This window comes from Staphylococcus simulans (assembly GCF_025561465.1).
Lineage (GTDB): Bacteria > Bacillota > Bacilli > Staphylococcales > Staphylococcaceae > Staphylococcus > Staphylococcus simulans.
In genome coordinates this window covers 2,440,154-2,463,712 of the sequence record NZ_CP095100.1, presented here as the reverse complement: position 1 = coordinate 2,463,712, position 23,559 = coordinate 2,440,154, and the positions used below count along the sequence as shown (strand labels likewise).

General features: G+C 40.6%; 17 protein-coding genes, 8 tRNA genes, 4 rRNA genes and 1 pseudogene. 24 read left to right on the top strand and 6 right to left on the bottom strand.

Annotated features, from left to right (window positions below):
- Positions 1-97 precede the first annotated feature (97 nt).
- The 18 genes from cysK to rrf (MUA87_RS11620) all read left to right on the top strand — a co-directional run bounded on the left by cysK (position 98) and on the right by rrf (MUA87_RS11620) (position 11,681).
- Entirely contained in the window at positions 98-1,033 is a 936-nt protein-coding gene (gene cysK / locus MUA87_RS11705) for a cysteine synthase A (protein WP_002481928.1), read from the top strand.
- A 151-nt stretch (positions 1,034-1,184) separates the two neighbouring features.
- A complete protein-coding gene (gene folP, locus MUA87_RS11700) occupies positions 1,185-1,970 on the top strand; it encodes a dihydropteroate synthase (protein ID WP_002481929.1) in 786 nt (261 codons plus the stop codon).
- Positions 1,967-2,338, top strand: a complete 372-nt coding sequence (gene folB, locus MUA87_RS11695) for a dihydroneopterin aldolase (protein ID WP_262550857.1) — start codon at positions 1,967-1,969, stop codon at positions 2,336-2,338. The genes folP and folB overlap by 4 nt, the downstream gene beginning before the upstream one ends.
- On the top strand, positions 2,331-2,807 hold the full coding sequence (folK, locus tag MUA87_RS11690) for a 2-amino-4-hydroxy-6-hydroxymethyldihydropteridine diphosphokinase (protein WP_023016267.1): 477 nt from the start codon (positions 2,331-2,333) through the stop codon (positions 2,805-2,807). Before folB ends, folK begins: the two co-directional genes overlap by 8 nt.
- Positions 2,808-2,837: 30 nt before the next feature.
- Complete coding sequence (dusB, locus tag MUA87_RS11685; RefSeq protein ID WP_023016266.1) at positions 2,838-3,833, top strand: tRNA dihydrouridine synthase DusB; 996 nt, start codon at positions 2,838-2,840, stop codon at positions 3,831-3,833.
- A 14-nt stretch (positions 3,834-3,847) separates the two neighbouring features.
- Positions 3,848-5,335 carry a lysine--tRNA ligase gene (lysS, locus tag MUA87_RS11680; protein WP_002481933.1) on the top strand — a complete coding sequence of 496 codons (1,488 nt, stop codon included), beginning with the start codon at positions 3,848-3,850 and terminating at the stop codon, positions 5,333-5,335.
- Positions 5,336-5,785: 450 nt separating this feature from the next.
- A 5S ribosomal RNA gene (gene rrf / locus MUA87_RS11675) occupies positions 5,786-5,900 on the top strand.
- Positions 5,901-5,910: 10 nt separating this feature from the next.
- Positions 5,911-5,986: transfer RNA gene (locus MUA87_RS11670), tRNA-Val, on the top strand.
- Positions 5,987-5,994: 8 nt separating this feature from the next.
- Positions 5,995-6,070: transfer RNA gene (locus MUA87_RS11665), tRNA-Thr, on the top strand.
- A gap of 12 nt (positions 6,071-6,082) precedes the next feature.
- Positions 6,083-6,155 (top strand) — tRNA-Lys (locus MUA87_RS11660).
- Between the two features lie 27 nt (positions 6,156-6,182).
- A tRNA-Gly gene (locus MUA87_RS11655) sits at positions 6,183-6,257 on the top strand.
- Positions 6,258-6,272: 15 nt separating this feature from the next.
- A tRNA-Leu gene (locus tag MUA87_RS11650) sits at positions 6,273-6,361 on the top strand.
- A gap of 17 nt (positions 6,362-6,378) precedes the next feature.
- A tRNA-Arg gene (locus MUA87_RS11645) sits at positions 6,379-6,455 on the top strand.
- 30 nt (positions 6,456-6,485) lie between these two features.
- Positions 6,486-6,559 (top strand) — tRNA-Pro (locus tag MUA87_RS11640).
- A 16-nt stretch (positions 6,560-6,575) separates the two neighbouring features.
- Positions 6,576-6,651: transfer RNA gene (locus MUA87_RS11635), tRNA-Ala, on the top strand.
- 124 nt (positions 6,652-6,775) lie between these two features.
- Positions 6,776-8,327: ribosomal RNA gene (locus MUA87_RS11630) — 16S ribosomal RNA — on the top strand.
- Between the two features lie 245 nt (positions 8,328-8,572).
- Positions 8,573-11,496, top strand: a 23S ribosomal RNA gene (locus tag MUA87_RS11625).
- Positions 11,497-11,566: 70 nt separating this feature from the next.
- Positions 11,567-11,681: ribosomal RNA gene (gene rrf, locus MUA87_RS11620) — 5S ribosomal RNA — on the top strand.
- The 16S, 23S and 5S rRNA genes sit together here with 8 tRNA genes alongside, the layout of an rRNA operon.
- Positions 11,682-11,787: 106 nt before the next feature.
- Here rrf (MUA87_RS11620) and MUA87_RS11615 read toward each other — a convergent pair.
- From MUA87_RS11615 to pdxR, 3 genes are all read right to left on the bottom strand, one after another.
- Positions 11,788-12,954 (bottom strand): MFS transporter, encoded by a 1,167-nt coding sequence (locus MUA87_RS11615; protein ID WP_233666520.1) that lies wholly within the window; start codon positions 12,952-12,954, stop codon positions 11,788-11,790.
- A gap of 99 nt (positions 12,955-13,053) precedes the next feature.
- A complete protein-coding gene (locus tag MUA87_RS11610) occupies positions 13,054-13,524 on the bottom strand; it encodes a GNAT family N-acetyltransferase (protein WP_057510395.1) in 471 nt (156 codons plus the stop codon).
- A gap of 19 nt (positions 13,525-13,543) precedes the next feature.
- A complete protein-coding gene (pdxR, locus tag MUA87_RS11605; RefSeq protein ID WP_262550856.1) occupies positions 13,544-14,911 on the bottom strand; it encodes a MocR-like pyridoxine biosynthesis transcription factor PdxR in 1,368 nt (455 codons plus the stop codon).
- A gap of 96 nt (positions 14,912-15,007) precedes the next feature.
- Between pdxR and pdxS the strand changes: the two genes are divergently transcribed.
- Entirely contained in the window at positions 15,008-15,895 is an 888-nt protein-coding gene (gene pdxS, locus MUA87_RS11600) for a pyridoxal 5'-phosphate synthase lyase subunit PdxS (protein ID WP_002481306.1), read from the top strand.
- Between the two features lies 1 nt (position 15,896).
- On the top strand, positions 15,897-16,475 hold the full coding sequence (gene pdxT / locus MUA87_RS11595; RefSeq protein ID WP_002481307.1) for a pyridoxal 5'-phosphate synthase glutaminase subunit PdxT: 579 nt from the start codon (positions 15,897-15,899) through the stop codon (positions 16,473-16,475).
- Positions 16,476-16,515: 40 nt separating this feature from the next.
- Here the strand turns inward: pdxT and MUA87_RS11590 are convergent, their stop codons facing one another.
- From MUA87_RS11590 to MUA87_RS11580, 3 genes are all read right to left on the bottom strand, one after another.
- Complete coding sequence (locus MUA87_RS11590; RefSeq protein WP_023016298.1) at positions 16,516-17,001, bottom strand: GNAT family N-acetyltransferase; 486 nt, start codon at positions 16,999-17,001, stop codon at positions 16,516-16,518.
- Between the two features lie 17 nt (positions 17,002-17,018).
- Positions 17,019-17,462 carry an ASCH domain-containing protein gene (locus MUA87_RS11585; protein WP_057510397.1) on the bottom strand — a complete coding sequence of 148 codons (444 nt, stop codon included), beginning with the start codon at positions 17,460-17,462 and terminating at the stop codon, positions 17,019-17,021.
- 99 nt (positions 17,463-17,561) lie between these two features.
- The gene (locus MUA87_RS11580) at positions 17,562-18,773 is read right to left on the bottom strand and encodes a NupC/NupG family nucleoside CNT transporter (protein WP_002481310.1); all 1,212 of its coding nucleotides are present in this window, start codon (positions 18,771-18,773) and stop codon (positions 17,562-17,564) included.
- Between the two features lie 171 nt (positions 18,774-18,944).
- Between MUA87_RS11580 and MUA87_RS11575 the strand changes: the two genes are divergently transcribed.
- The 4 genes and pseudogenes from MUA87_RS11575 (at position 18,945) to MUA87_RS11560 (ending at position 23,415) form a co-directional block, all read left to right on the top strand.
- A complete protein-coding gene (locus MUA87_RS11575) occupies positions 18,945-19,406 on the top strand; it encodes a CtsR family transcriptional regulator (RefSeq protein ID WP_023016300.1) in 462 nt (153 codons plus the stop codon).
- A gap of 119 nt (positions 19,407-19,525) precedes the next feature.
- A pseudogene (locus MUA87_RS11570) lies at positions 19,526-19,930 on the top strand (UvrB/UvrC motif-containing protein); the annotation flags it as partial.
- A 3-nt stretch (positions 19,931-19,933) separates the two neighbouring features.
- Positions 19,934-20,938 carry a protein arginine kinase gene (locus MUA87_RS11565; protein ID WP_002481313.1) on the top strand — a complete coding sequence of 335 codons (1,005 nt, stop codon included), beginning with the start codon at positions 19,934-19,936 and terminating at the stop codon, positions 20,936-20,938.
- A gap of 11 nt (positions 20,939-20,949) precedes the next feature.
- Positions 20,950-23,415, top strand: a complete 2,466-nt coding sequence (locus MUA87_RS11560) for an ATP-dependent Clp protease ATP-binding subunit (protein ID WP_023016302.1) — start codon at positions 20,950-20,952, stop codon at positions 23,413-23,415.
- Positions 23,416-23,559 lie beyond the last annotated feature (144 nt).

The window sequence follows — 23,559 nt, the reverse complement described above, 5'->3', positions numbered from 1 at the left end:
CATGACTAAGCATCAGAATTGAATTGTTTCGGGGTATTATTAATGAGGTTCTGGTGACTTAATTAAATATCTTTTAAGAATAAAGGAGCGTTTTTTTATGGCAAATAAACCCGTAGATAACATTGTACAACTGATTGGAGATACACCTGTAGTTAAATTGAACAACATCGTACCAGAAGATGCTGCAGATGTTTATGTTAAATTAGAGTATCAAAACCCAGGTGGTTCAGTAAAAGACCGTATCGCTTTAGCAATGATCGAACGTGCTGAACAAGAAGGAAAAATCAAACCAGGTGATACAATTGTCGAACCTACAAGTGGTAACACAGGTATCGGTTTAGCATTTGTTGCAGCAGCAAAAGGTTACAAAGCTGTATTCACAATGCCTGAAACAATGAGTCAAGAGCGTCGTAACTTATTAAAAGCATACGGTGCAGAAGTTGTATTAACACCTGGATCTGAAGCAATGAAAGGTGCTATTAAAAAAGCAAAAGAATTAAAAGAAGAATATGGTTACTATGAACCACAACAATTCGAAAACCCAGCGAACCCGCTTATCCACGAATTGACAACAGGTCCTGAACTTGTAGAACAATTCGAAGGCCGTACAATCGATGCATTCTTAGCAGGTGTTGGTACTGGCGGTACATTAAGTGGTGTAGGTAAAGTCTTAAAAGAAAAATACCCTAGTATTCAAATCGTAGCAATCGAACCAGAAGGTTCTCCTGTCTTAAGCGGCGGCGAACCAGGTCCTCATAAATTACAAGGTTTAGGCGCAGGTTTCGTTCCTGACACATTAAACACAAACATTTATGATGAAGTTGTTAAAATCGGCAACGAAACTGCAATGGAAACTTCACGCAGAGTTGCTAAAGAAGAAGGTATCTTAGCAGGTATTTCTTCAGGTGCTGCAATTTATGCGGCAATCGAAAAAGCAAAAGAATTAGGTAAAGGTAAAACAGTTGTAACTGTACTTCCAAGTAATGGTGAACGTTACTTATCTACACCTTTATATTCTTTTGAAGGTAAATAAGTTAAACATTGATGAACTGCCGTTCGCATTTCTCTTTTTGAGAAATGGTACGGCGGTTTTTTCATTTCAAACACCTTTTGAACGCTTGGGGTCGGTCATATGTTAAAATTTTGATATAATGTATCACAGTTATGATGAAAGGAAGAGAGACATGGCACATACAAAAATCATGGGCATATTGAATGTAACACCTGATTCATTTTCTGACGGCGGCAAATACAATTCTGTAGATGCGGCGGTTGCACGTGTGAAGGAAATGATGGATGAAGGTGTCGACATTGTAGATATCGGCGGTGTTTCCACAAGACCAGGGCACAGTGAAGTGTTATTAGAAGATGAATTAGAACGCGTCATTCCAGTTGTTAAAGCACTCTCCGAATTTAATGTGCAATTGTCTGTCGACACGTTTCGCAGTGAAGTTGCGAAAGCAGCATTAGAGGCTGGTGCAACAATGATTAATGACCAATGGGCAGGTTTATATGACCCTAAAATGTTTGAAGTCGTTGCACAATACGATGCTGAAATTGTCTTGATGCACAATGGAGATGGACAACGTGAAGATCCTGTCATGGATGAAATGCTAGTTTATTTATTAAAACAAGCACATCGTGCAGAAACAGCAGGGGTTGCGACGAATAAAATCTGGATTGATCCAGGTATCGGCTTTGCGAAAACGAGATTGGAAGAACGAGAAGTTATGGAGCGACTGGATGAATTAGTTGCGACAGAATATCCAGTATTGCTTGCGACGAGTCGTAAACGCTTCATCAAAGAAATGATGGGTTCAGACGAAGGACCAGAAGATCGTGATGAAATGACAGCAGCAACGACTGCTTATGGTGTGATGAAAGGTGTGCAAGCGGTACGTGTACATAATGTAAAACTCAATGCGCGTATTGCACATGGCATTGATTATTTAAAGGAGATTGAACGATGAAAGATCGTATATTTTTAAATGGTATGAGATTTTATGGTTATCATGGAGTCTTATCAGCAGAAAATGAAATTGGGCAAATCTTTGTCGTAGATGTTGAATTAACGACTAATTTAACTGAAGCAGGAAAGTCCGATCAAGTAGAAGATACGATCAACTATGCGGAAGTCTATGCGGATGTGAAAGAAATTATGGAAGGGGAACCTAAAAATTTACTCGAACATCTCGCAGCACTTATTGCAAATCGTATAAATTCACACTATAATCGGGTATTGGAAACTAAAGTACGTATAACAAAAGAAGTACCGCCGATTCCAGGTCACTATGATGGCGTAGGTGTGGAAATTACAAGGGTGAATCAAAATGACTGATGTATTTTTAGGACTCGGCAGCAATGTCGGAGACCGAGAAAACCAATTAAAAGAAGCAATACGTTTATTAGATGAGCAGTCTGGTATTAAAGTAGTGAAAGTTTCATCATTTTATGAAACTGAGCCTGTCGGTTATGTCGATCAACCGGATTTTTTAAATTTATGTGTGGAAATTCAAACAGAACTATCACCAAAAGCCGTCCTTGAAAGGGGCTTGGCGATTGAACAGCAACTGCATCGTGTACGTAAAGAACGTTGGGGTCCGCGTACTTTAGATATCGATATCCTGTTATATGGTGACCAAATCATTGAAGAACAAGATTTGACGATTCCGCATCCACGAATGACAGAACGTGCTTTTGTCTTGATTCCGCTGCAAGAGATTGCACCAAATAAGGTAGAGCCAAGAACACAAACCAAAATTAAAGATATAACTGTTCCTAACGAAACTGTGAAAAAAGTTCAATAAACGTAAGAGATAGATTGAGAGGTAATAATTATGTGGAAGATTGGAGATGTAGAAATCGACAATAGAGTCGTACTCGCTCCTATGGCTGGGGTGTGCAACTCTGCATTCAGATTGACTGTCAAAGAGTTCGGTGCGGGTTTAGTTTGCGCTGAGATGGTCAGTGACAAGGCGATTTTATTCAATAACCCGAAAACAATGAATATGTTGTATATAGATGAAAATGAACGTCCGTTATCGTTGCAGATTTTCGGCGGAGAGAAAGAAAGTTTAGTCGAAGCTGCAGTTTATGTTGATCAAAATACAACAGCTGATATTATTGATATTAATATGGGGTGCCCAGTGAATAAGATTATCCGTTGTGAAGCGGGTGCAAGATGGCTGCTTGACCCTAATAAGATTTATGAAATGGTATCTGCAGTTGTTGAGAAAGTCAATAAACCTGTTACATGCAAAATGCGTATTGGTTGGGATGACGATCATATTTACGCAGTGGAAAATGCGAAAGCGGCAGAACGTGCAGGAGCATCTGCGATTTCATTGCATGGCCGTACACGTGTGCAAATGTATGAAGGTAAAGCAGATTGGGATATTATCAGACAAGTGAAAGAAGCGGTTAATATTCCAGTTATCGGCAACGGAGATGTGACAAGCCCTGAACTCGCGCAAAAAATGCTGGATGAAACTGGCGTAGATGCGGTGATGATTGGGCGCGAAGCTTTAGGCAACCCATGGATGATTTACCGTACAGTCCATTATTTAGAAACAGGCGAGCTGATGGATGAACCGACAGTGAAAGAAAAAGTAGAAATTGCTTTATTACATCTGCGCCGACTAGTAGAATTAAAGGGTGAGAAGGTTGGCGTTATGGAAATGCGCAAACACGCTTCATGGTACCTAAAAGGTGTTAAAGGCAACGGAAAAGCCCGTAAAGCATTAAACCAAGCCAACACAGAACAAGAAATGATTGATATCCTGCAGAATTTCCAAAAAGAAATCACTGCAGATAAAGCAACACAAGAAGCTTAATAAGGAGAGATAACATGTCAGAAGAAATGAATGACCAAATGCAGGTCCGCCGTCAAAAATTACAAGAATTAATCGATTTAGGAATTGATCCATTCGGCCAACGCTTTGACCGTACAGCAAGCGCAGCTGAACTACACGAAAAATGGGATGCTTTCTCTAAAGAAGAATTACACGAAAAAGAAGATGAAAGCCATGTCTCAATCGCAGGTCGTTTAATGACAAAACGTGGTAAAGGTAAAGCTGGATTTGCGCACGTTCAAGATTTATCTGGTCAAATCCAAATTTATGTCCGTAAAGACCAAGTCGGTGAAGAACAATTTGATATTTGGAAAATGGCAGATTTAGGAGATATTATCGGTATTGAAGGTGTTATGTTCAAAACAAACACAGGTGAATTAAGCGTCAAAGCGAAATCATTCATCATGCTTACAAAATCATTACGTCCATTACCAGATAAATTCCATGGTCTTCAAGATATTGAACAACGTTATCGTCAACGTTATTTAGACTTGATTACAAACCAAGAAAGTACAGAAACATTTATCAACCGTAGTAAAATCATCCAAGAAATGCGTAATTACTTAAACAGCAAAGGTTTCTTAGAAGTAGAAACACCAATGATGCATCAAATCCCTGGTGGTGCAGCAGCACGTCCATTCGTGACACACCATAATGCATTAGATGCGACACTATATATGCGTATTGCGATTGAACTTCACTTAAAACGTTTAATCGTCGGCGGTTTAGAAAAAGTATATGAAATCGGCCGTGTATTCCGTAATGAAGGTGTATCAACACGCCATAACCCAGAGTTCACAATGATTGAACTTTATGAGGCATATGCTGATTTCCATGACATTATGGATATTACAGAAGGTACAATCCGTCATATTTCAAATGCGGTACTTGGTACAGCAGTCATCCCTTACGGTGATTATGAAATTGATTTAGAATCTGACTGGAAACGTGTACACATTGTAGACGCTGTTAAAGAAGCAACAGGTGTAAACTTCTATGATGTAAAATCTGATGATGAAGCACGTGCATTAGCTAAAGAACATAACATTGAAATTACAGATCATATGACATATGGTCATATCTTAAATGAATTCTTTGAACAAAAAGTAGAAGAAACATTAATTCAACCTACTTTCGTATATGGTCATCCGATTGAAATTTCACCATTAGCTAAGAAAAATCCGGAAGACCCTCGCTTCACAGATCGTTTCGAATTATTCATCGTGGGTCGTGAACATGCGAATGCATTCACTGAGTTGAATGATCCAATTGACCAAAGAGAACGTTTCGAAGCGCAATTGAAAGAAAAAGAACAAGGTAATGACGAAGCACACGAGATGGACGAAGACTATATCGAAGCATTAGAATACGGTATGCCTCCAACTGGTGGTTTAGGTATCGGTATCGATCGTCTTGTTATGTTATTAACAAACTCACCATCTATCAGAGACGTATTATTATTCCCATACATGCGTCAAAAATAAGTTGAGTACTTAACAAAATGAATAATAAAAGCAGGCGTGTCACCTTTTAAGACACGCCTGCTTTTATATGTATAAAGGGCCTTACAAAGCACATGATCTCTTATAAAAAGAGAGAGAGGTCGGCAATTGTAAATCTCTTTTAAAAAACTTTCGCAAAGCACTTGCATAATTTTCAAAACCCTGTATAATTGTTAATTGTTCTACGAAATAAAGCAACGTTTTATGAGCAATCTTGCATGAATATAAATTCTTAAAAAAGATGATACATAAGTGTTGACATAAAAGACCGAATGTAGTAATATTAAAGGGTCGTCAAAAAGAACGCGTTACAATTTTGTAAAAAAGATTTTAACTGAGTGTAAAATTGACTATTGCAAATGTTAACGAAAGAAGTTAAAATAATTTAAGTGAGTTATTGAAACGCACATAATTAAATAATTTAAAATATTGTCTGGTGACAATGGCAAAGAGGTCACACCTGTTCCCATGCCGAACACAGAAGTTAAGCTCTTTAGCGCCGATGGTAGTCGGACTTACGTTCCGCAAGAGTAGGACGTTGCCAGGCAATATAATTCGGAGAATTAGCTCAGCTGGGAGAGCATCTGCCTTACAAGCAGAGGGTCGGCGGTTCGAACCCGTCATTCTCCACCATTTAAATAGCCGGCCTAGCTCAACTGGTAGAGCAACTGACTTGTAATCAGTAGGTTGGGGGTTCAAGTCCTCTGGCCGGCACCATTTTAAAGCTATGAGCCATTAGCTCAGTTGGTAGAGCATCTGACTTTTAATCAGAGGGTCAGAGGTTCGAATCCTCTATGGCTCATCAGTTTTCCGATTATAACTGAATCATGCAGAAGTAGTTCAGCGGTAGAATACAACCTTGCCAAGGTTGGGGTCGCGGGTTCGAATCCCGTCTTCTGCTCCATTTTTATTTTATGATGCCGGGGTGGCGGAACTGGCAGACGCACAGGACTTAAAATCCTGCGGTAAGTGATTACCGTACCGGTTCGATTCCGGTCCTCGGCACCATATATAATATAAAACATGCGCCCGTAGCTCAACTGGATAGAGCGTTTGACTACGGATCAAGAGGTTATGGGTTCGACTCCTATCGGGCGCGCCATTTTATATTTGTTATTTAATAATTTAATAACGGGAAGTAGCTCAGCTTGGTAGAGCACTTGGTTTGGGACCAAGGGGTCGCAGGTTCGAATCCTGTCTTCCCGACTCTTAATTGTATAATGGGGGCTTAGCTCAGCTGGGAGAGCGCCTGCTTTGCACGCAGGAGGTCAGCGGTTCGATCCCGCTAGTCTCCACCATTATTATTTTAAATGAACATTGAAAACTGAATGACAATATGTCAACGTTAATTCCAAATTAACAAACGTCCTAAGGACGTTTTAAAACAATTAGTTTTTATGAGCTAGTCAAACATCATAAATTATTATGGAGAGTTTGATCCTGGCTCAGGATGAACGCTGGCGGCGTGCCTAATACATGCAAGTCGAGCGAACAGACGAGGAGCTTGCTCCTCTGACGTTAGCGGCGGACGGGTGAGTAACACGTGGGTAACCTACCTATAAGACTGGGATAACTCCGGGAAACCGGGGCTAATACCGGATAACACATGAAACCGCATGGTTTCATGATGAAAGACGGTTTTGCTGTCACTTATAGATGGACCCGCGGCGTATTAGCTAGTTGGTAAGGTAACGGCTTACCAAGGCAACGATACGTAGCCGACCTGAGAGGGTGATCGGCCACACTGGAACTGAGACACGGTCCAGACTCCTACGGGAGGCAGCAGTAGGGAATCTTCCGCAATGGGCGAAAGCCTGACGGAGCAACGCCGCGTGAGTGATGAAGGTCTTCGGATCGTAAAACTCTGTTATTAGGGAAGAACAAGGATGTAAGTAACTGTGCATCCCTTGACGGTACCTAATCAGAAAGCCACGGCTAACTACGTGCCAGCAGCCGCGGTAATACGTAGGTGGCAAGCGTTATCCGGAATTATTGGGCGTAAAGCGCGCGTAGGCGGTTTTTTAAGTCTGATGTGAAAGCCCACGGCTCAACCGTGGAGGGTCATTGGAAACTGGAAAACTTGAGTGCAGAAGAGGAAAGTGGAATTCCATGTGTAGCGGTGAAATGCGCAGAGATATGGAGGAACACCAGTGGCGAAGGCGACTTTCTGGTCTGCAACTGACGCTGATGTGCGAAAGCGTGGGGATCAAACAGGATTAGATACCCTGGTAGTCCACGCCGTAAACGATGAGTGCTAAGTGTTAGGGGGTTTCCGCCCCTTAGTGCTGCAGCTAACGCATTAAGCACTCCGCCTGGGGAGTACGGCCGCAAGGCTGAAACTCAAAGGAATTGACGGGGACCCGCACAAGCGGTGGAGCATGTGGTTTAATTCGAAGCAACGCGAAGAACCTTACCAAATCTTGACATCCTTTGACAACTCTAGAGATAGAGCCTTCCCCTTCGGGGGACAAAGTGACAGGTGGTGCATGGTTGTCGTCAGCTCGTGTCGTGAGATGTTGGGTTAAGTCCCGCAACGAGCGCAACCCTTAAGCTTAGTTGCCAGCATTAAGTTGGGCACTCTAAGTTGACTGCCGGTGACAAACCGGAGGAAGGTGGGGATGACGTCAAATCATCATGCCCCTTATGATTTGGGCTACACACGTGCTACAATGGACGGTACAAAGGGCAGCGAACCCGCGAGGTCAAGCAAATCCCATAAAGCCGTTCTCAGTTCGGATTGTAGTCTGCAACTCGACTACATGAAGCTGGAATCGCTAGTAATCGTAGATCAGCATGCTACGGTGAATACGTTCTCGGGTCTTGTACACACCGCCCGTCACACCACGAGAGTTTGTAACACCCGAAGCCGGTGGAGTAACCTTTTAGGAACTAGCCGTCGAAGGTGGGACAAATGATTGGGGTGAAGTCGTAACAAGGTAGCCGTATCGGAAGGTGCGGCTGGATCACCTCCTTTCTAAGGATATTATTCGGAACAGTTTCGCAGGAAACTGAAACGGAATAACGTGACATATTGTATTCAGTTTTGAATGTTTATTTGAAACATTCAAAGATTGTACATTGAAAACTAGATAAGTAAGTAAAAATAGATTTTACCAAGCAAAACCGAGTGAATTAGAGTTTTAAAAGCTTTATTCATTTAAATGAATCGCTAGTAATCAATTGCCGACGGCAAGCGATTACTCACAATATTAATAACGTGATTAAGTTATTAAGGGCGCACGGTGGATGCCTTGGCACTAGAAGCCGATGAAGGACGTTACTAACGACGATATGCTTTGGGTAGCTGTAAGTAAGCGTTGATCCAGAGATTTCCGAATGGGGGAACCCAGCACAAGTTATGTTGTGTTATCGACATGTGAATACATAGCATGTCCGAAGGCAGACGCGGAGAACTGAAACATCTTAGTACCCGCAGGAAGAGAAAGAAAAATCGATTCCCTGAGTAGCGGCGAGCGAAACGGGAAGAGCCCAAACCAATGAGCTTGCTCATTGGGGTTGTAGGACACTCTATACGGAGTTACAAAGGAATAAATTAGACGAATCACCTGGAAAGTTGAACCAGAGAAGGTAAAAGTCCTGTAGTCGAAAGTTTATTCTCTCTTGAGTGGATCCTGAGTACGACGGAGCACGTGGAATTCCGTCGGAATCCGGGAGGACCATCTCCCAAGGCTAAATACTCTCTAGTGACCGATAGTGAACCAGTACCGTGAGGGAAAGGTGAAAAGTACCCCGGAAGGGGAGTGAAAGAGAACTTGAAACCGTGTGCTTACAAGTAGTCAGAGCCCGTTAATGGGTGATGGCGTGCCTTTTGTAGAATGAACCGGCGAGTTACGATCTGATGCAAGGTTAAGCAGCAAATGCGGAGCCGCAGCGAAAGCGAGTCTGAACAGGGCGTTGAGTATTTGGTCGTAGACCCGAAACCAGGTGATCTACCCTTGGTCAGGTTGAAGTTCAGGTAACACTGAATGGAGGACCGAACCGACTTACGTTGAAAAGTGAGCGGATGAACTGAGGGTAGCGGAGAAATTCCAATCGAACCTGGAGATAGCTGGTTCTCTCCGAAATAGCTTTAGGGCTAGCCTCAAGTGATGATTGTTGGAGGTAGAGCACTGTTTGGACGAGGGGCCCCTCTCGGGTTACCGAATTCAGACAAACTCCGAATGCCAATCAATTTAACTTGGGAGTCAGAACGTGGGTGATAAGGTCCATGTTCGAAAGGGAAACAGCCCAGACCACCAGCTAAGGTCCCAAAATATATGTTAAGTGGCAAAGGATGTGGTATTGCCCAGACAACTAGGATGTTGGCTTAGAAGCAGCCATCATTTAAAGAGTGCGTAATAGCTCACTAGTCGAGTGACACTGCGCCGAAAATGTACCGGGGCTAAACATATTACCGAAGCTGTGGATTGTCCGTAGGACAATGGTAGGAGAGCGTTCTAAGTGCGTCGAAGCATGATCGCAAGGACATGTGGAGCGCTTAGAAGTGAGAATGCCGGTGTGAGTAGCGAAAGATGGGTGAGAATCCCATCCACCGATTGACTAAGGTTTCCAGAGGAAGGCTCGTCCGCTCTGGGTTAGTCGGGTCCTAAGTCGAGGCCGACAGGCGTAGACGATGGATAACAGGTTGATATTCCTGTACCACCATTTATCGTTTTAAGCGATGGGGGGACACAGTAGGATAGGCGAAGCGTGCTGTTGGAGTGCACGTCTAAGCAGTGAGACTGAATGGTAGGCAAATCCGCCATTCTCAAGGTTGAGCTGTGATGGGGAGAGGAAACATGTTTTCCTCGAGTCGTTGATTTCACACTGTCGAGAAAAGCCTCTAGCTAGATAACTGGTGCCCGTACCGCAAACCGACACAGGTAGTCAAGATGAGAATTCTAAGGTGAGCGAGAGAACTCTCGTTAAGGAACTCGGCAAAATGACCCCGTAACTTCGGGAGAAGGGGTGCTCTTTAGGGTTCACGCTCTGAAGAGCCGCAGTGAATAGGCCCAAGCGACTGTTTATCAAAAACACAGGTCTCTGCTAAACCGTAAGGTGATGTATAGGGGCTGACGCCTGCCCGGTGCTGGAAGGTTAAGAGGAGTGGTTAGCTTCTGCGAAGCTACGAATCGAAGCCCCAGTAAACGGCGGCCGTAACTATAACGGTCCTAAGGTAGCGAAATTCCTTGTCGGGTAAGTTCCGACCCGCACGAAAGGCGTAACGATTTGGGCACTGTCTCAACGAGAGACTCGGTGAAATCATAGTACCTGTGAAGATGCAGGTTACCCGCGACAGGACGGAAAGACCCCGTGGAGCTTTACTGTAGCCTGATATTGAAATTCGGCACAGCTTGTACAGGATAGGTAGGAGCCTTAGAAGCGTGAGCGCCAGCTTACGTGGAGGCGCTGGTGGGATACTACCCTAGCTGTGTTGGATTTCTAACCCGCGCCATTGATCATGGCGGGAGACAGTGTCAGGCGGGCAGTTTGACTGGGGCGGTCGCCTCCTAAAGTGTAACGGAGGCGCTCAAAGGTTCCCTCAGAATGGTTGGAAATCATTCATAGAGTGTAAAGGCATAAGGGAGCTTGACTGCGAGACCTACAAGTCGAGCAGGGTCGAAAGACGGACTTAGTGATCCGGTGGTTCCGCATGGAAGGGCCATCGCTCAACGGATAAAAGCTACCCCGGGGATAACAGGCTTATCTCCCCCAAGAGTTCACATCGACGGGGAGGTTTGGCACCTCGATGTCGGCTCATCGCATCCTGGGGCTGTAGTCGGTCCCAAGGGTTGGGCTGTTCGCCCATTAAAGCGGTACGCGAGCTGGGTTCAGAACGTCGTGAGACAGTTCGGTCCCTATCCGTCGTGGGCGTAGGAAATTTGAGAGGAGCTGTCCTTAGTACGAGAGGACCGGGATGGACATACCTCTGGTGTACCAGTTGTCGTGCCAACGGCATAGCTGGGTAGCTATGTATGGACGGGATAAGTGCTGAAAGCATCTAAGCATGAAGCCCCCCTCAAGATGAGATTTCCCAACTTCGGTTATAAGATCCCTCAAAGATGATGAGGTTAATAGGTTCGGGGTGGAAGCATAGCGATATGTGGAGCTGACGAATACTAATCGATCGAAGACTTAATCAATTTCAAGTTTTGATTGGTCGAATTGAAATTTACTTACTATCTAGTTTTGAATGTATAATACATTCCATTGTCTGGCGACAATGGCAAAGAGGTCACACCTGTTCCCATGCCGAACACAGAAGTTAAGCTCTTTAGCGCCGATGGTAGTCGGACTTACGTTCCGCAAGAGTAGGACGTTGCCAGGCAAACACGAGATCCTGTAAAGGGTCTCTTTTTTTATGCCTATATAATGGTATGAATAAATAAATCGCCCGCTCTGTATTTAATGGTACACAGAGTGGGCGATTATGTTTATGAAGTAATAGATGAATGTTGTTTTTCGACATAAATAGATATTAATAAGAACATCAAACCGATTAGTGTAAGCAAAGGTGCAATTAAACTTAATGAGGCTACAGGTAAGTGTGTGATAACTAAACCACCTACAAACGCACCTAACGCATTGCCTAAGTTGAAGGCAGATTGATTCAATGTACTGGCTAACGTAGGCGCATCTTGTGAAATCAATGTGCTCTTATATTGAAGAGAGGGACTCATACTAAATCCGATAACTCCAAATAAAAAGACGCCAAGTACCATTACAAGTCCATTGAACTGCATGAAATACAGAATTCCAAAATAGAGGATGAAGACTGTGAAAATTAATTGTAACGCCTTATTCAAATTCCAATCCGCAAGTTTACCACCGATTAAGTTACCTAGCGTGACACCCACACCAAAGATAATCAACATAAAGGAAATGAGATTTTCTTTAATATGTGTGACATCTATTAATACTGATGAAATGTAAGTAAAATACGCAAAGACACTGCTGAAACCAAACAGGGTTACTGCGAGCGTTAACCATAAACGCTTTTCTTTTAAGATTTTCAATTCGTCTAATACAGATGAAGCTTGACGCTCTTTTTGATTAGGAACAAAAATCATAATACCAATCAACGCTAATATTCCGATAATAGCTATAATCACAAAAGTCATTGCCCATCCGAATTGTTGACCGATTAAAGTTCCAAAAGGTACACCTAAAATATTACTTAAAGATAGTCCCATGAACATCAACGCCATGGCACTTGCGCGATATTGCGGTTGTACCATACTTGCGGCTAAAATAGATCCGATTCCAAAGAAAGAACCATGCGCAAGTGAAGTGATAATTCTAGCTGTCATCATGAAGCCGTAACTTGTGCTGAATGATGAAGCTAAGTTACCAATAATGAAAATAGCCATTAAAAGCATTAATAAATATTTTCGATTAAGTTTGATGGTTATCATAACCAAAATAGGTCCGCCAATTGCGACACCTAAGGCATAGCCTGTAATTAATTGACCAGCTTGACTGACCGTCACATGGAAATCACGTGCGATATTGGGTAGTAAGCCCATGATGACAAATTCTGTCATTCCAATCGCAAATGCGCCGATCGCAAGCATCCATATCGCAATAGGATATTTCTTCAAAATGACACCTCCGAAAATTCGCAAATATGGACTCGATTATACGTGAACCTTTAAATAGCGTCAATGCACTATATAATGTTTTATAAAAAGGTGACATATTTAAAATTGATAAGACATCACATGTTGCGGACCAGCTGGACCTTCTAATATACGTTTAGTATCGATATAGCCAAGTTTTTGATAGACATGGATGGCTTTAGGATTTTTAAAATTAACTGAAAGTACGATTTCATCAGTATTTGGAAAATGAGTACGCACATAGTCAGGTAATTGTGCCAAAGCTGCTTGTGCTAGACCTTGGCCTTGCATACGTTCCGTAATAGAGAAAGATTTTACTAAGACAGCATTTGAATTTAGTGCTAAGGATGCACCTTCATCATTTTGATTCAGCCTCATAAAGCCAACTGGATGTTGTTGATGTAAAACAACGACAGGATATTCTCCAGGTGCTAAATCTTCAAGAGCCGCAAAGGGTAAGAGCGCAAAAGCACTTTCTGCTTCAGCAATTGTAAACTTCTCAAGGTCTTGATCATATTTAGAATCATATGGGACTAATTGAACGTCAGACATATTGTTTTTCTCCTTTAAGTCATTTTGTCAGTGTTTGAATCAATACACTAGTATGTGCTTCTAGTTCATTATCTGGAATCCCCCCGAACCCGATAATAAATTTCGGTGCTGTAACATCATAATTCTCTTTCTTCATATAATTGATTAATGGGATGAGTTTGACATGATTTTGTTTCGCACGTTGTAACACCTTATCTAAATGCATGCCGTTTTGAACTGTTAATGTGAAATGCATACCCGTTGTGGCACCTTCAATCATGAGTTGATTTTGATAGGGCTTTAAAGCTTCTAAGATATAAGTCAGCTTATGGCGATAAACTTTACGCATTTTATTCAAATGGCGATCAAATGAACCGTTTTCCATAAATTGCGCTACTGTATACTGCATTGGGGCAGGGACTGTATTACCTTCTTTGTTAGGTAAATCGTGATAATTTTTCATCAGTGCTTTAGGCAACACCATAAACGCAATACGGCAACTTGGGAATAATGATTTAGAAAAGGTACTGATATAAATAACCTTTCCTGTCTTATCTAAACTTTGAAGTGCAGGAATCGGTTTACTGAAATAGCGGAACTCTGAATCATAATCATCCTCGATAATGAAACGGTCTTTATGTTGTTGGGCCCAGTTGATGAGTTGTGTACGGGTCTTTAAGTTCATCACATAGCCAGTCGGGAATTGATGCGAGGGAGTCACATATACCACTTGGCGATTGGAATTGAAGACTTGTGACATCTCAATTCCTTTTTTAGTAACAGGGACTTGTTTATAAGCCAATTCTTTTTTATCCAACACTTGCTTAATAGGTGGATAGCTTGGATATTCAATGATGTAAGAACGATCAGTGAGTATATCTGTTACTTGGTTGATTAACTGTTCAGTGGATGAACCGATAATGATTTGTTCGGGATGACAATTCACACCGCGACTATTAAAGAGATAATGTGCGATGGCTTGTCTTAATCTGAATTCACCTTGTTGATCTCCAGGCTGTAAAATATCTGGCATAGATTCATCAAAGACATCACGCGCGTACTTACGAAATTGTTGCCACGGAAAGTGTTCTGTATCAATACGTGCCAAATCAAAGCGATAACGTGTAGTTGTTTCTTTTTGAGTTTGTTGAATCACTGCAGTTGGAGATTCTTTTGTGACTACTGGCAGTGATTCAATATCTGATACATAATAGCCTGACCGCGGCTTTGAATAGATATAACCTTCATCTAGTAAGTATTGGTATGCATGTTCAATTGTTGTATTACTGAGTGAATGATGTTCAGCAAGTCGGCGTTTAGAAGGGAAACGGTCACCAGATTGATACTGGCCTTCAATGATTTGTTCCTTCAACTTTTGATAAAGCTGCATATATAAAGGTTGTTTCATTCAACTGGCCTCCTAATATTTATCGAAATTGGTCCTTTAACACTATCAGTTTATCCTTTACACTGGATTTAATCAATGAGAAAAGGGGTATTTAGAATGTCTAAAATTGTAGGCTCAGATCGAGTAAAACGTGGAATGGCTGAAATGCAAAAAGGCGGCGTAATCATGGACGTTGTCAATGCAGAACAAGCTAAAATTGCAGAAGAAGCAGGCGCAGTAGCAGTTATGGCGCTTGAACGTGTACCATCGGATATCAGAGCAGCTGGTGGTGTTGCGCGTGCATGTAATCCTAAAATTGTTCAAGAAGTAATGGATGCTGTTTCAATTCCAGTTATGGCTAAATGCCGTATCGGACATATTACAGAAGCACGTGTGTTAGAAGCAATGGGTGTAGACTACATCGATGAATCAGAAGTATTAACACCTGCTGATGAAGAGTATCATTTATTAAAAAGCGACTACACTGTACCATTCGTATGCGGTTGCCGTAACTTAGGCGAAGCAGCACGTCGTATCGGTGAAGGTGCAGCAATGTTACGTACGAAAGGTGAACCAGGTACTGGTAACATCGTTGAAGCAGTACGTCATATGCGTCAAGTGAATTCAGAAGTGGCTAAATTAACAGTTATGCCAGATGATGAAATCATGACATTCGCAAAAGAAATCGGTGCACCATACGAAGTCTTAAAATCAATTAAAGACAATGGTCGTTTACCAGTAGTTAACTTTGCGGCAGGCGGTGTTGCGACACCTCAAGACGCAGCGTTAATGATGCAATTAGGTGCTGACGGTGTATTCGTAGGTTCAGGTATCTTTAAATCAGAAGACCCTGAAAAATTCGCAAAAGCAATTGTTCAAGCAACAACACACTACACTGATTACGAATTAATCGGTAAATTAGCTCAAGAGCTTGGTGAAGCAATGAGAGGCTTAGATGTAAATCAACTTTCATTAGAAGAACGTATGCAAGAGCGTGGCTGGTAAGATGAAAATCGGAGTCCTCGCACTACAAGGCGCAGTACGTGAACATTTGCGTCACATTGAGCTCAGCGGCCACGAAGGTATCGCAATCAAACGTGTTGAACAATTAGAAGAAATCGACGGCTTAATTTTACCAGGAGGTGAATCAACGACATTACGTCGTTTGATGAATCTGTATGGATTTAAAGAAGCTTTAGTCAACTCAGATTTACCGATGTTCGGTACATGTGCCGGATTGATTGTCTTAGCACAAGACATCGTCGGTGAAGAAGGGTATTTGAAGAAATTAGATATCACTGTAGAACGTAATTCGTTTGGGCGACAAGTGGACAGCTTTGAGTCTGAATTAGATATTAAAGGTATCGCAGAGGATATTGAAGCGGTCTTCATCAGAGCACCGCATATTGAAAAAGTAAACAGTGACAATGTAGAAGTATTAAGTACAGTCGGCGACAAAATTGTTGCCGTTAAAGAAGGTAATTATTTAGGTGTTTCTTTCCACCCGGAATTAACAGATGATTATCGAGTAACACAGTACTTCATAGAACATATTGTTGCTGAAAGTAAAAAAGCGAATGTATAATCATTCAAAAAACGAGCAGCCATAACGGTTGCTCGTTTTTTTAGTCTGGAAATTTTTCTAAGTATATTAATCCTTCATGGTCAGGTGTGCTGTTTTGGTTAATATAATCATAGCCGCGCTTTCGATAAAATTGTACTGCGGTTATTGAAGCAGGGATAATGAGACGTTTTGCGCGATGATAATAATAGTCATCTTCTAAAGTATCCATAATCAGTTTGCCTATACCTAATTTTTGATAATCAGGTGAAACAAAAATAGAAAAGAAGCATGATTCTGTTTCACTGCCATAGTAAGGACCAATCGCACCTGTACCGATTAATTGATTGTTTAATTTAAAGACATAGAAGTTGATATGCTCTGCTTTATGTTGAATGCTTTCAGGCGTGGTTTCTGTTACGTAACTTTCAATAGCTTCTTTCGGTTCATCTTTGATGTTGGTCGTTCTAAGTGTATGACATATTAAATCTACAACTGCTTGTGTATCTGATGCTTGAAATTTACTGATTTGTATCTTATTTAAGTCCATAATTTCACCTGCTTTATTTATTTAGTAAATAGACATTCAAATTCTTCACAGACCATGATTTGATCTTCATCAAAAGTTTGATTAATGCTTGCGTATTCAGGTATGAAAAAGTCGCGATGGACGTTTCTCCAATATGTTAAGGTTCGAGAACCTTCTCCTTCTTTATATGCGTGTTTTTCTGATACTTCACAGAAAGGGACTTGATATACTTTAGTATTTTTAATAATACAAACAGGATGATCTTGCGCATCTAGAACGATACTCAAATCGTTGACTTTTGGTAGAGGTCCTTCTTCCTCAATGTAGAAAGCTAAACCGCTGGTTGTCGCAGTTTTGATACCTTGTGAGACTAACTCAGCTAAGTCTGTAGCATCGACACCGAATTGCCAGGCGGTATAAGAAGCGTCTTGATAAATAGGATATTCAGTTATGAATTTGTCCCAAAATTCATCGATATTCATTATGACACCTCCATAATTAAGTGTTACTTTACACGAAAGTGGTTTGGAATGCAATATGAAAAAACGACTCCCTGATTGCGGAAGTCGTTTAAATATGATTTACATGAATAGACCTGCGATAGCTGCAGAGATGAATGATACAAGTGTTGCACCGAATAGTAATTTAAGTCCGAAACGTGCAACCAAGTCACCTTTTTCATCATTTAATGATTTGATGGCACCAGAAATGATACCGATAGAACTGAAGTTTGCGAATGATACTAAGAAGACAGAAGTAATACCGATTGCACGTTCTGATAAACCATGCATTTTACCTAAGTCTAACATCGCAACGAATTCGTTTGATAATAATTTTGTAGCCATTAATGAACCTGCTTTAACTGCGTCATCCCAAGGAATACCTGTTAGGAATGCGAATGGCGCAAAGACAAATCCGATTAATGTTTGGAAGTCCCATTTAATTGAACCGCCTGATACAGCTGTAAAGATACCGCTGACAAGGCCATTAAGTAAAGCAATAATTGCGATATAACCAATTAACATTGCCCCTACAATAACCGCAACTTTAAATCCGTCTAAAATGTATTCACCTAACATTTCGAAGAAAGATTGTTTTTGTCCTGTTTCTTCTACTAATAATTTGTCGTCTTTTTCATCAACTGTATATGGATTGATAATTGAAGCGATAATAAATCCACCGAATAAGTTTAATACAATTGCTGTTACGACATATTTAGGGTCTAACAGTGTGAAGTAAGCACCGATAATTGAAGCGGATACTGTCGACATTGCTGAAGCAGTTAATGTATATAAACGGTGCTTCGGAATGTATGGTAATTGTTTCTTCAATGAAATGAATACTTCTGATTGTCCTAAAATAGCAGCTGCAACTGCGTTATATGATTCTAAACGACCCATGCCGTTGATTTTAGAGATCAAGAAACCTAAACCATTAATAATCATTGGTAAAATCTTAGTGTATTGTAAGATACCGATAATTGCTGAAATGAAGACAATCGGTAATAATACGTTGAAGAAGAATGGCGGTTGATCTGGATTGACGTATTTAAAGCCTCCAAATACAAAGTTAACTCCTTCTGCAGCTTTTGATAACAGATAGGCGAAGCCTTTCGCAATACCGCCGATGACTGTGATTCCTGCATTTGTTTTTAAGAGAACAAACGCGAAGATAAATTGAATCACAAGCAAGATACCAACGTAATGCCACTTAACGTTTTTCTTGTCAGAACTAACAACAAGTGCGAGGGCTAAGAAGAAGACAATCCCTATTAAAGCAATAAGTATATGCATGTTATTTCTCATCCTTTTATTTTTTATTTCATCCAATATCATACAGGAAAAAAGCGCTTTCGAACATCCTATTTTTGACGATGTCGCAAATTTTTTAAATCATATTGGTTGAAAAAGGTCAAAGTTGGTCATATAATATAGTCAAAGAAGGTCAAAAAAGGGGTGATATCCATGCATAATATGTCCGACATCATAGAACAGTACATTAAGCATTTATTTGAAGAATCAAATAAAGATGTTGTTGAGATACAACGAGCGAATATTGCTCAACGTTTTGACTGTGTGCCTTCTCAACTTAATTATGTAATTAAGACAAGATTCACCAATGAACACGGTTATGAAATCGAAAGTAAACGCGGTGGTGGAGGTTATATCCGAATCACTAAGGTTGAAACCAAGGATACGAAAGGTTATATTGATCACCTCTTACAAATCATCGGCGATTCAATCTCTCAACAACAAGCACATTATGTGATCGAAGGATTGCTTGATAATCAATATATAACATTACGCGAAGCGAAAATGATGCTTGCAGTGGTAGATAGAGATACGTTAAGAATGGATGTTGCTGCAAGGGACATTGTCCGCGCAAACATATTGAAACAGCTATTGCCGGTCATTAATTACTATTAATAGTTAGGAGGCTGCACATGGCTGACACATTTGCACATGGAACAAAAACAAACGCACTTAAGTCACAAGAACACAATAGAATTAAAGCACAAAGTAATGAAGAGGAACCTACATGGCAGAACAATCAAGATGACATGGAAGGCTCTTTTGTTATAAAACAAATACTTCAACATTTGGCGTCTAAGCATGGTATTCAATTAGAAGACTTAAGCGTCAGAGAAGAGAAGAAGTGTCCTACTTGCCATATGACAATGAAAGATATTGCGTATAAAGGGAAGTTTGGGTGTGCACAATGTTACACTACCTTTAAAGAGGATATTGTAGATATTGTCAGACGTGTGCAAGGCGGACAATTTGAACATGTCGGTAAAACGCCTGTCTCCTCTCAGCACAAACTCGCATTAAAGAAAAAAATAGAAGCTAAAAATAAATATTTACAAGAATTAATAGAACAACAAGCGTTTGAAGAAGCGGCTGTCGTTCGTGATGAAATTAAAGCACTACAAGAAGAAAGCGAGGGATAACACATGAGCGAACATTCAATGTACATGAGTAGTTGGATGCAGCAGAATGAAACAACGCCGGTCGTGATGTCTTCACGTATACGACTTGCGAGAAACTTGAACAATCATGTTCATCCCTTAATGTTTACTTCAGATGTAGAAGGACAAAAAGTCATTAATGAAGTCCAAGATGCACTGCCTGATTTAAAAGTATTAAATATGCAGACCATCACGCATACAGATAAATTAAAATTAGTAGCGAAGCATCTGATCAGTAAAGAACTGATTGAACAGCCGGCTTCAGCGGTATTGTTGAATGATGATGAATCATTAAGCATAATGGTAAATGAAGAGGATCATATTAGAATTCAAACCATGAGTTCAGATATGGATTTAGAAGCACTTTATCAAGAAGCTTCAGAAATAGATGACCAATTAGATAGAGCACTTGATATCAGTTTTGATGAAGATTTAGGTTATTTAACAACGTGTCCAACGAATATTGGTACAGGAATGCGTGCAAGCGTGATGCTGCACCTTCCAGGACTTTCTATCATGAAGCGTATGAATCGCATTGCTCAAACTATTAACCGTTTCGGCTTTACGATTCGCGGTATTTTCGGAGAAGGTTCTCAAGTTTATGGTCACATCTATCAAGTTTCAAACCAATTAACCTTGGGAAGAACTGAGGAACAAATTATTGAAACGTTAACTGAAATCGTCCAACAAATTATTGCGGAGGAAATGCAGATTCGCAAACAACTGGATTATCATAACTTAGTTGAGATGCAAGATCGCATTTATCGCTCACTTGGTTTATTGCGCTACAGTCGCATAATGTCTATGGAAGAAGCATCGACGAGACTCAGTGAGGTCAAGTTAGGTATTGATTTAGGTTATATTGATTTACCAGAATTCAACTTCAATCAAATGATGGTAGCGATTCAATCCCCATTCTTGATTGACGAAGCACAACAAATTTCAATTAAAGAACAAAGAGCAAATATTATTAGAGAACATATAAAATAGGAGGTTTTGCTATGTTATTCGGTAGATTAACAGAACGTGCACAACGTGTCTTAGCACATGCACAAGAAGAAGCGATTCGTTTGAATCACTCAAATATCGGAACTGAACACTTATTGCTTGGTTTAATGAAAGAACCAGAAGGTATTGCCGCAAAAGTATTAGAAAGTTTCGGTATCACAGAAGACCTTGTTGTTACAGAAGTAGAAAAATTAATTGGTCAAGGTCAAGAACACATCGGCACATTGCACTATACACCGAGAGCGAAAAAAGTGATTGAACTTTCAATGGATGAAGCACGTAAATTACACCATAATTTCGTAGGTACAGAACACATTTTACTTGGTTTAATCCGTGAAAATGAAGGTGTGGCTGCACGTGTGTTCGCAAACTTAGATTTAAATATCACTAAAGCGCGTGCTCAAGTTGTCAAAGCACTTGGCAGTCCAGAAATGAGCAATAAAAATGCACAAACTGCAAAATCTAACAACACACCGACACTTGATGGTTTAGCACGTGACTTAACAGTGATTGCTAAAGATGGCACATTAGATCCTGTTGTCGGCCGTGATAAAGAAATCACACGTGTCATCGAAGTATTAAGCCGTCGTACTAAAAACAACCCAGTGTTAATCGGTGAGCCTGGTGTAGGTAAAACAGCAATTGCTGAAGGCTTAGCACAAGCTATTGTAAATAATGAAGTGCCTGAGACATTAAAAGGTAAACGTGTGATGTCTCTAGACATGGGTACAGTTGTTGCCGGTACAAAATACCGTGGTGAATTCGAAGAAAGACTGAAAAAAGTTATGGAAGAAATTCATCAAGCAGGTAACGTTATCTTATTCATCGACGAATTGCACACATTAATCGGTGCAGGCGGTGCTGAAGGTGCCATTGACGCATCTAACATCTTAAAACCAGCACTTGCACGTGGTGAATTACAAGCTATCGGTGCAACAACATTAGATGAATACCGTAAACACATTGAAAAAGATGCAGCTTTAGAACGTCGTTTCCAACCTGTACAAGTGGATGAACCGACAGTTGAAGATACAATCTTAATCCTAAAAGGATTACGTGATCGTTATGAAGCGCATCACCGTATCAATATTTCTGATGAAGCGGTTGAAGCAGCAGCACGTTTAAGTGACCGTTATGTTTCAGATCGTTTCTTACCAGACAAAGCAATCGACTTAATCGATGAAGCAAGTTCAAAAGTAAGATTGAAAAGTCATACGACTCCTTCAAACTTAAAAGAAATTGAACAAGAAATAGAAAAAGTGAAAAACGAAAAAGATGCAGCTGTACATTCACAAGAGTTCGAAAATGCTGCAAACCTTCGTGATAAACAAACAAAATTAGAAAAACAATATGAAGAAGCGAAAAATGAATGGAAAAACAAACAAGGCGGCGCAAACACATCATTAACAGAAAATGATATTGCTGAAGTGATTGCGGGCTGGACTGGTATTCCATTAACACGCTTAAATGAAACAGAATCAGAACGTCTGTTGAACTTAGAAGACACATTGCATAAACGTGTCATCGGTCAAAAAGATGCTGTGACATCTATCAGTAAAGCAGTACGTCGTGCACGTGCAGGCTTGAAAGATCCTAAACGTCCAATCGGAAGCTTTATCTTCTTAGGACCAACAGGTGTAGGTAAAACAGAATTAGCACGCGCATTAGCTGAATCAATGTTCGGCGATGAAGATGCGATGATTCGTGTAGACATGAGTGAGTTCATGGAAAAACACGCAGTGAGCCGTTTAGTCGGAGCACCTCCAGGCTATGTAGGTCATGATGACGGTGGTCAATTGACTGAAAAAGTAAGACGTAAACCTTACTCAGTTATTCTATTCGACGAAGTAGAAAAAGCACATCCTGATGTCTTCAACATTATGTTGCAAGTCTTAGATGATGGTTTCTTAACTGATACAAAAGGTCGTCGTGTAGACTTCCGTAACACAGTCATTATCATGACTTCAAACGTTGGTGCACAAGAATTACAAGATCAACGCTTTGCTGGTTTCGGCGGCGGCAGCGACGAAGGTGCAGATTACGAAACAATTCGCAGTACAATGATGAAAGAATTGAAAAATGCATTCCGTCCTGAATTCTTAAACCGTGTTGATGATATTATTGTCTTCCACAAATTGGATAAAGCTGAATTGAAAGAAATCGTAACAAAAATGGTCAGCAACCTTACTGATCGTCTATCTGAACAAGATATTAATATCGAAGTGACAGAAGCTGCGAAAGAAAAAATCGCAGAAGAAGGTTACGATCCTCAATATGGCGCACGTCCACTTATCAGAGCAATTCAAAAAACAGTTGAGGATAACTTAAGTGAGTTAATCCTAGACGGTAACCAATTAGAAGGTAAAGACGTAGTTGTGGATCACAATGGCGACAAATTTGAATACAAAATCAATGATCGCCAAACAAAAGAAACTGAAGAAACAAAAACAAAAGCGTAATAAACGTAATGGTTAAACCAGATAAATAGATCAAGACTCCTTTTTAAGCAGTATTTATAACATGGCTGCTTAAAAGGAGTCTTTTTATATATTGTGATTTTGATAGTTTAAAGAGAATATAATATGTAGTTTTAAAGAAATTTG

Bases quoted from the DNA above. Each gene is read 5' to 3' on its own strand.
- MUA87_RS11565 (WP_002481313.1), top strand. From the start codon at position 19,934: ATGAGCGAACATTCAATGTACATGAGTAGTTGGATGCAGCAGAATGAA.
- MUA87_RS11590 (WP_023016298.1), bottom strand. From the start codon at position 17,001: ATGGACTTAAATAAGATACAAATCAGTAAATTTCAAGCATCAGATACA.
- MUA87_RS11610 (WP_057510395.1), bottom strand. From the start codon at position 13,524: ATGTCTGACGTTCAATTAGTCCCATATGATTCTAAATATGATCAAGAC.
- MUA87_RS11580 (WP_002481310.1), bottom strand. From the start codon at position 18,773: ATGCATATACTTATTGCTTTAATAGGGATTGTCTTCTTCTTAGCCCTC.
- lysS (WP_002481933.1), top strand. From the start codon at position 3,848: ATGTCAGAAGAAATGAATGACCAAATGCAGGTCCGCCGTCAAAAATTA.
- dusB (WP_023016266.1), top strand. From the start codon at position 2,838: ATGTGGAAGATTGGAGATGTAGAAATCGACAATAGAGTCGTACTCGCT.
- MUA87_RS11585 (WP_057510397.1), bottom strand. From the start codon at position 17,462: ATGAATATCGATGAATTTTGGGACAAATTCATAACTGAATATCCTATT.
- MUA87_RS11575 (WP_023016300.1), top strand. From the start codon at position 18,945: ATGCATAATATGTCCGACATCATAGAACAGTACATTAAGCATTTATTT.
- MUA87_RS11560 (WP_023016302.1), top strand. From the start codon at position 20,950: ATGTTATTCGGTAGATTAACAGAACGTGCACAACGTGTCTTAGCACAT.
- pdxT (WP_002481307.1), top strand. From the start codon at position 15,897: ATGAAAATCGGAGTCCTCGCACTACAAGGCGCAGTACGTGAACATTTG.
- cysK (WP_002481928.1), top strand. From the start codon at position 98: ATGGCAAATAAACCCGTAGATAACATTGTACAACTGATTGGAGATACA.
- pdxS (WP_002481306.1), top strand. From the start codon at position 15,008: ATGTCTAAAATTGTAGGCTCAGATCGAGTAAAACGTGGAATGGCTGAA.
- folK (WP_023016267.1), top strand. From the start codon at position 2,331: ATGACTGATGTATTTTTAGGACTCGGCAGCAATGTCGGAGACCGAGAA.
- folB (WP_262550857.1), top strand. From the start codon at position 1,967: ATGAAAGATCGTATATTTTTAAATGGTATGAGATTTTATGGTTATCAT.
- folP (WP_002481929.1), top strand. From the start codon at position 1,185: ATGGCACATACAAAAATCATGGGCATATTGAATGTAACACCTGATTCA.
- pdxR (WP_262550856.1), bottom strand. From the start codon at position 14,911: ATGAAACAACCTTTATATATGCAGCTTTATCAAAAGTTGAAGGAACAA.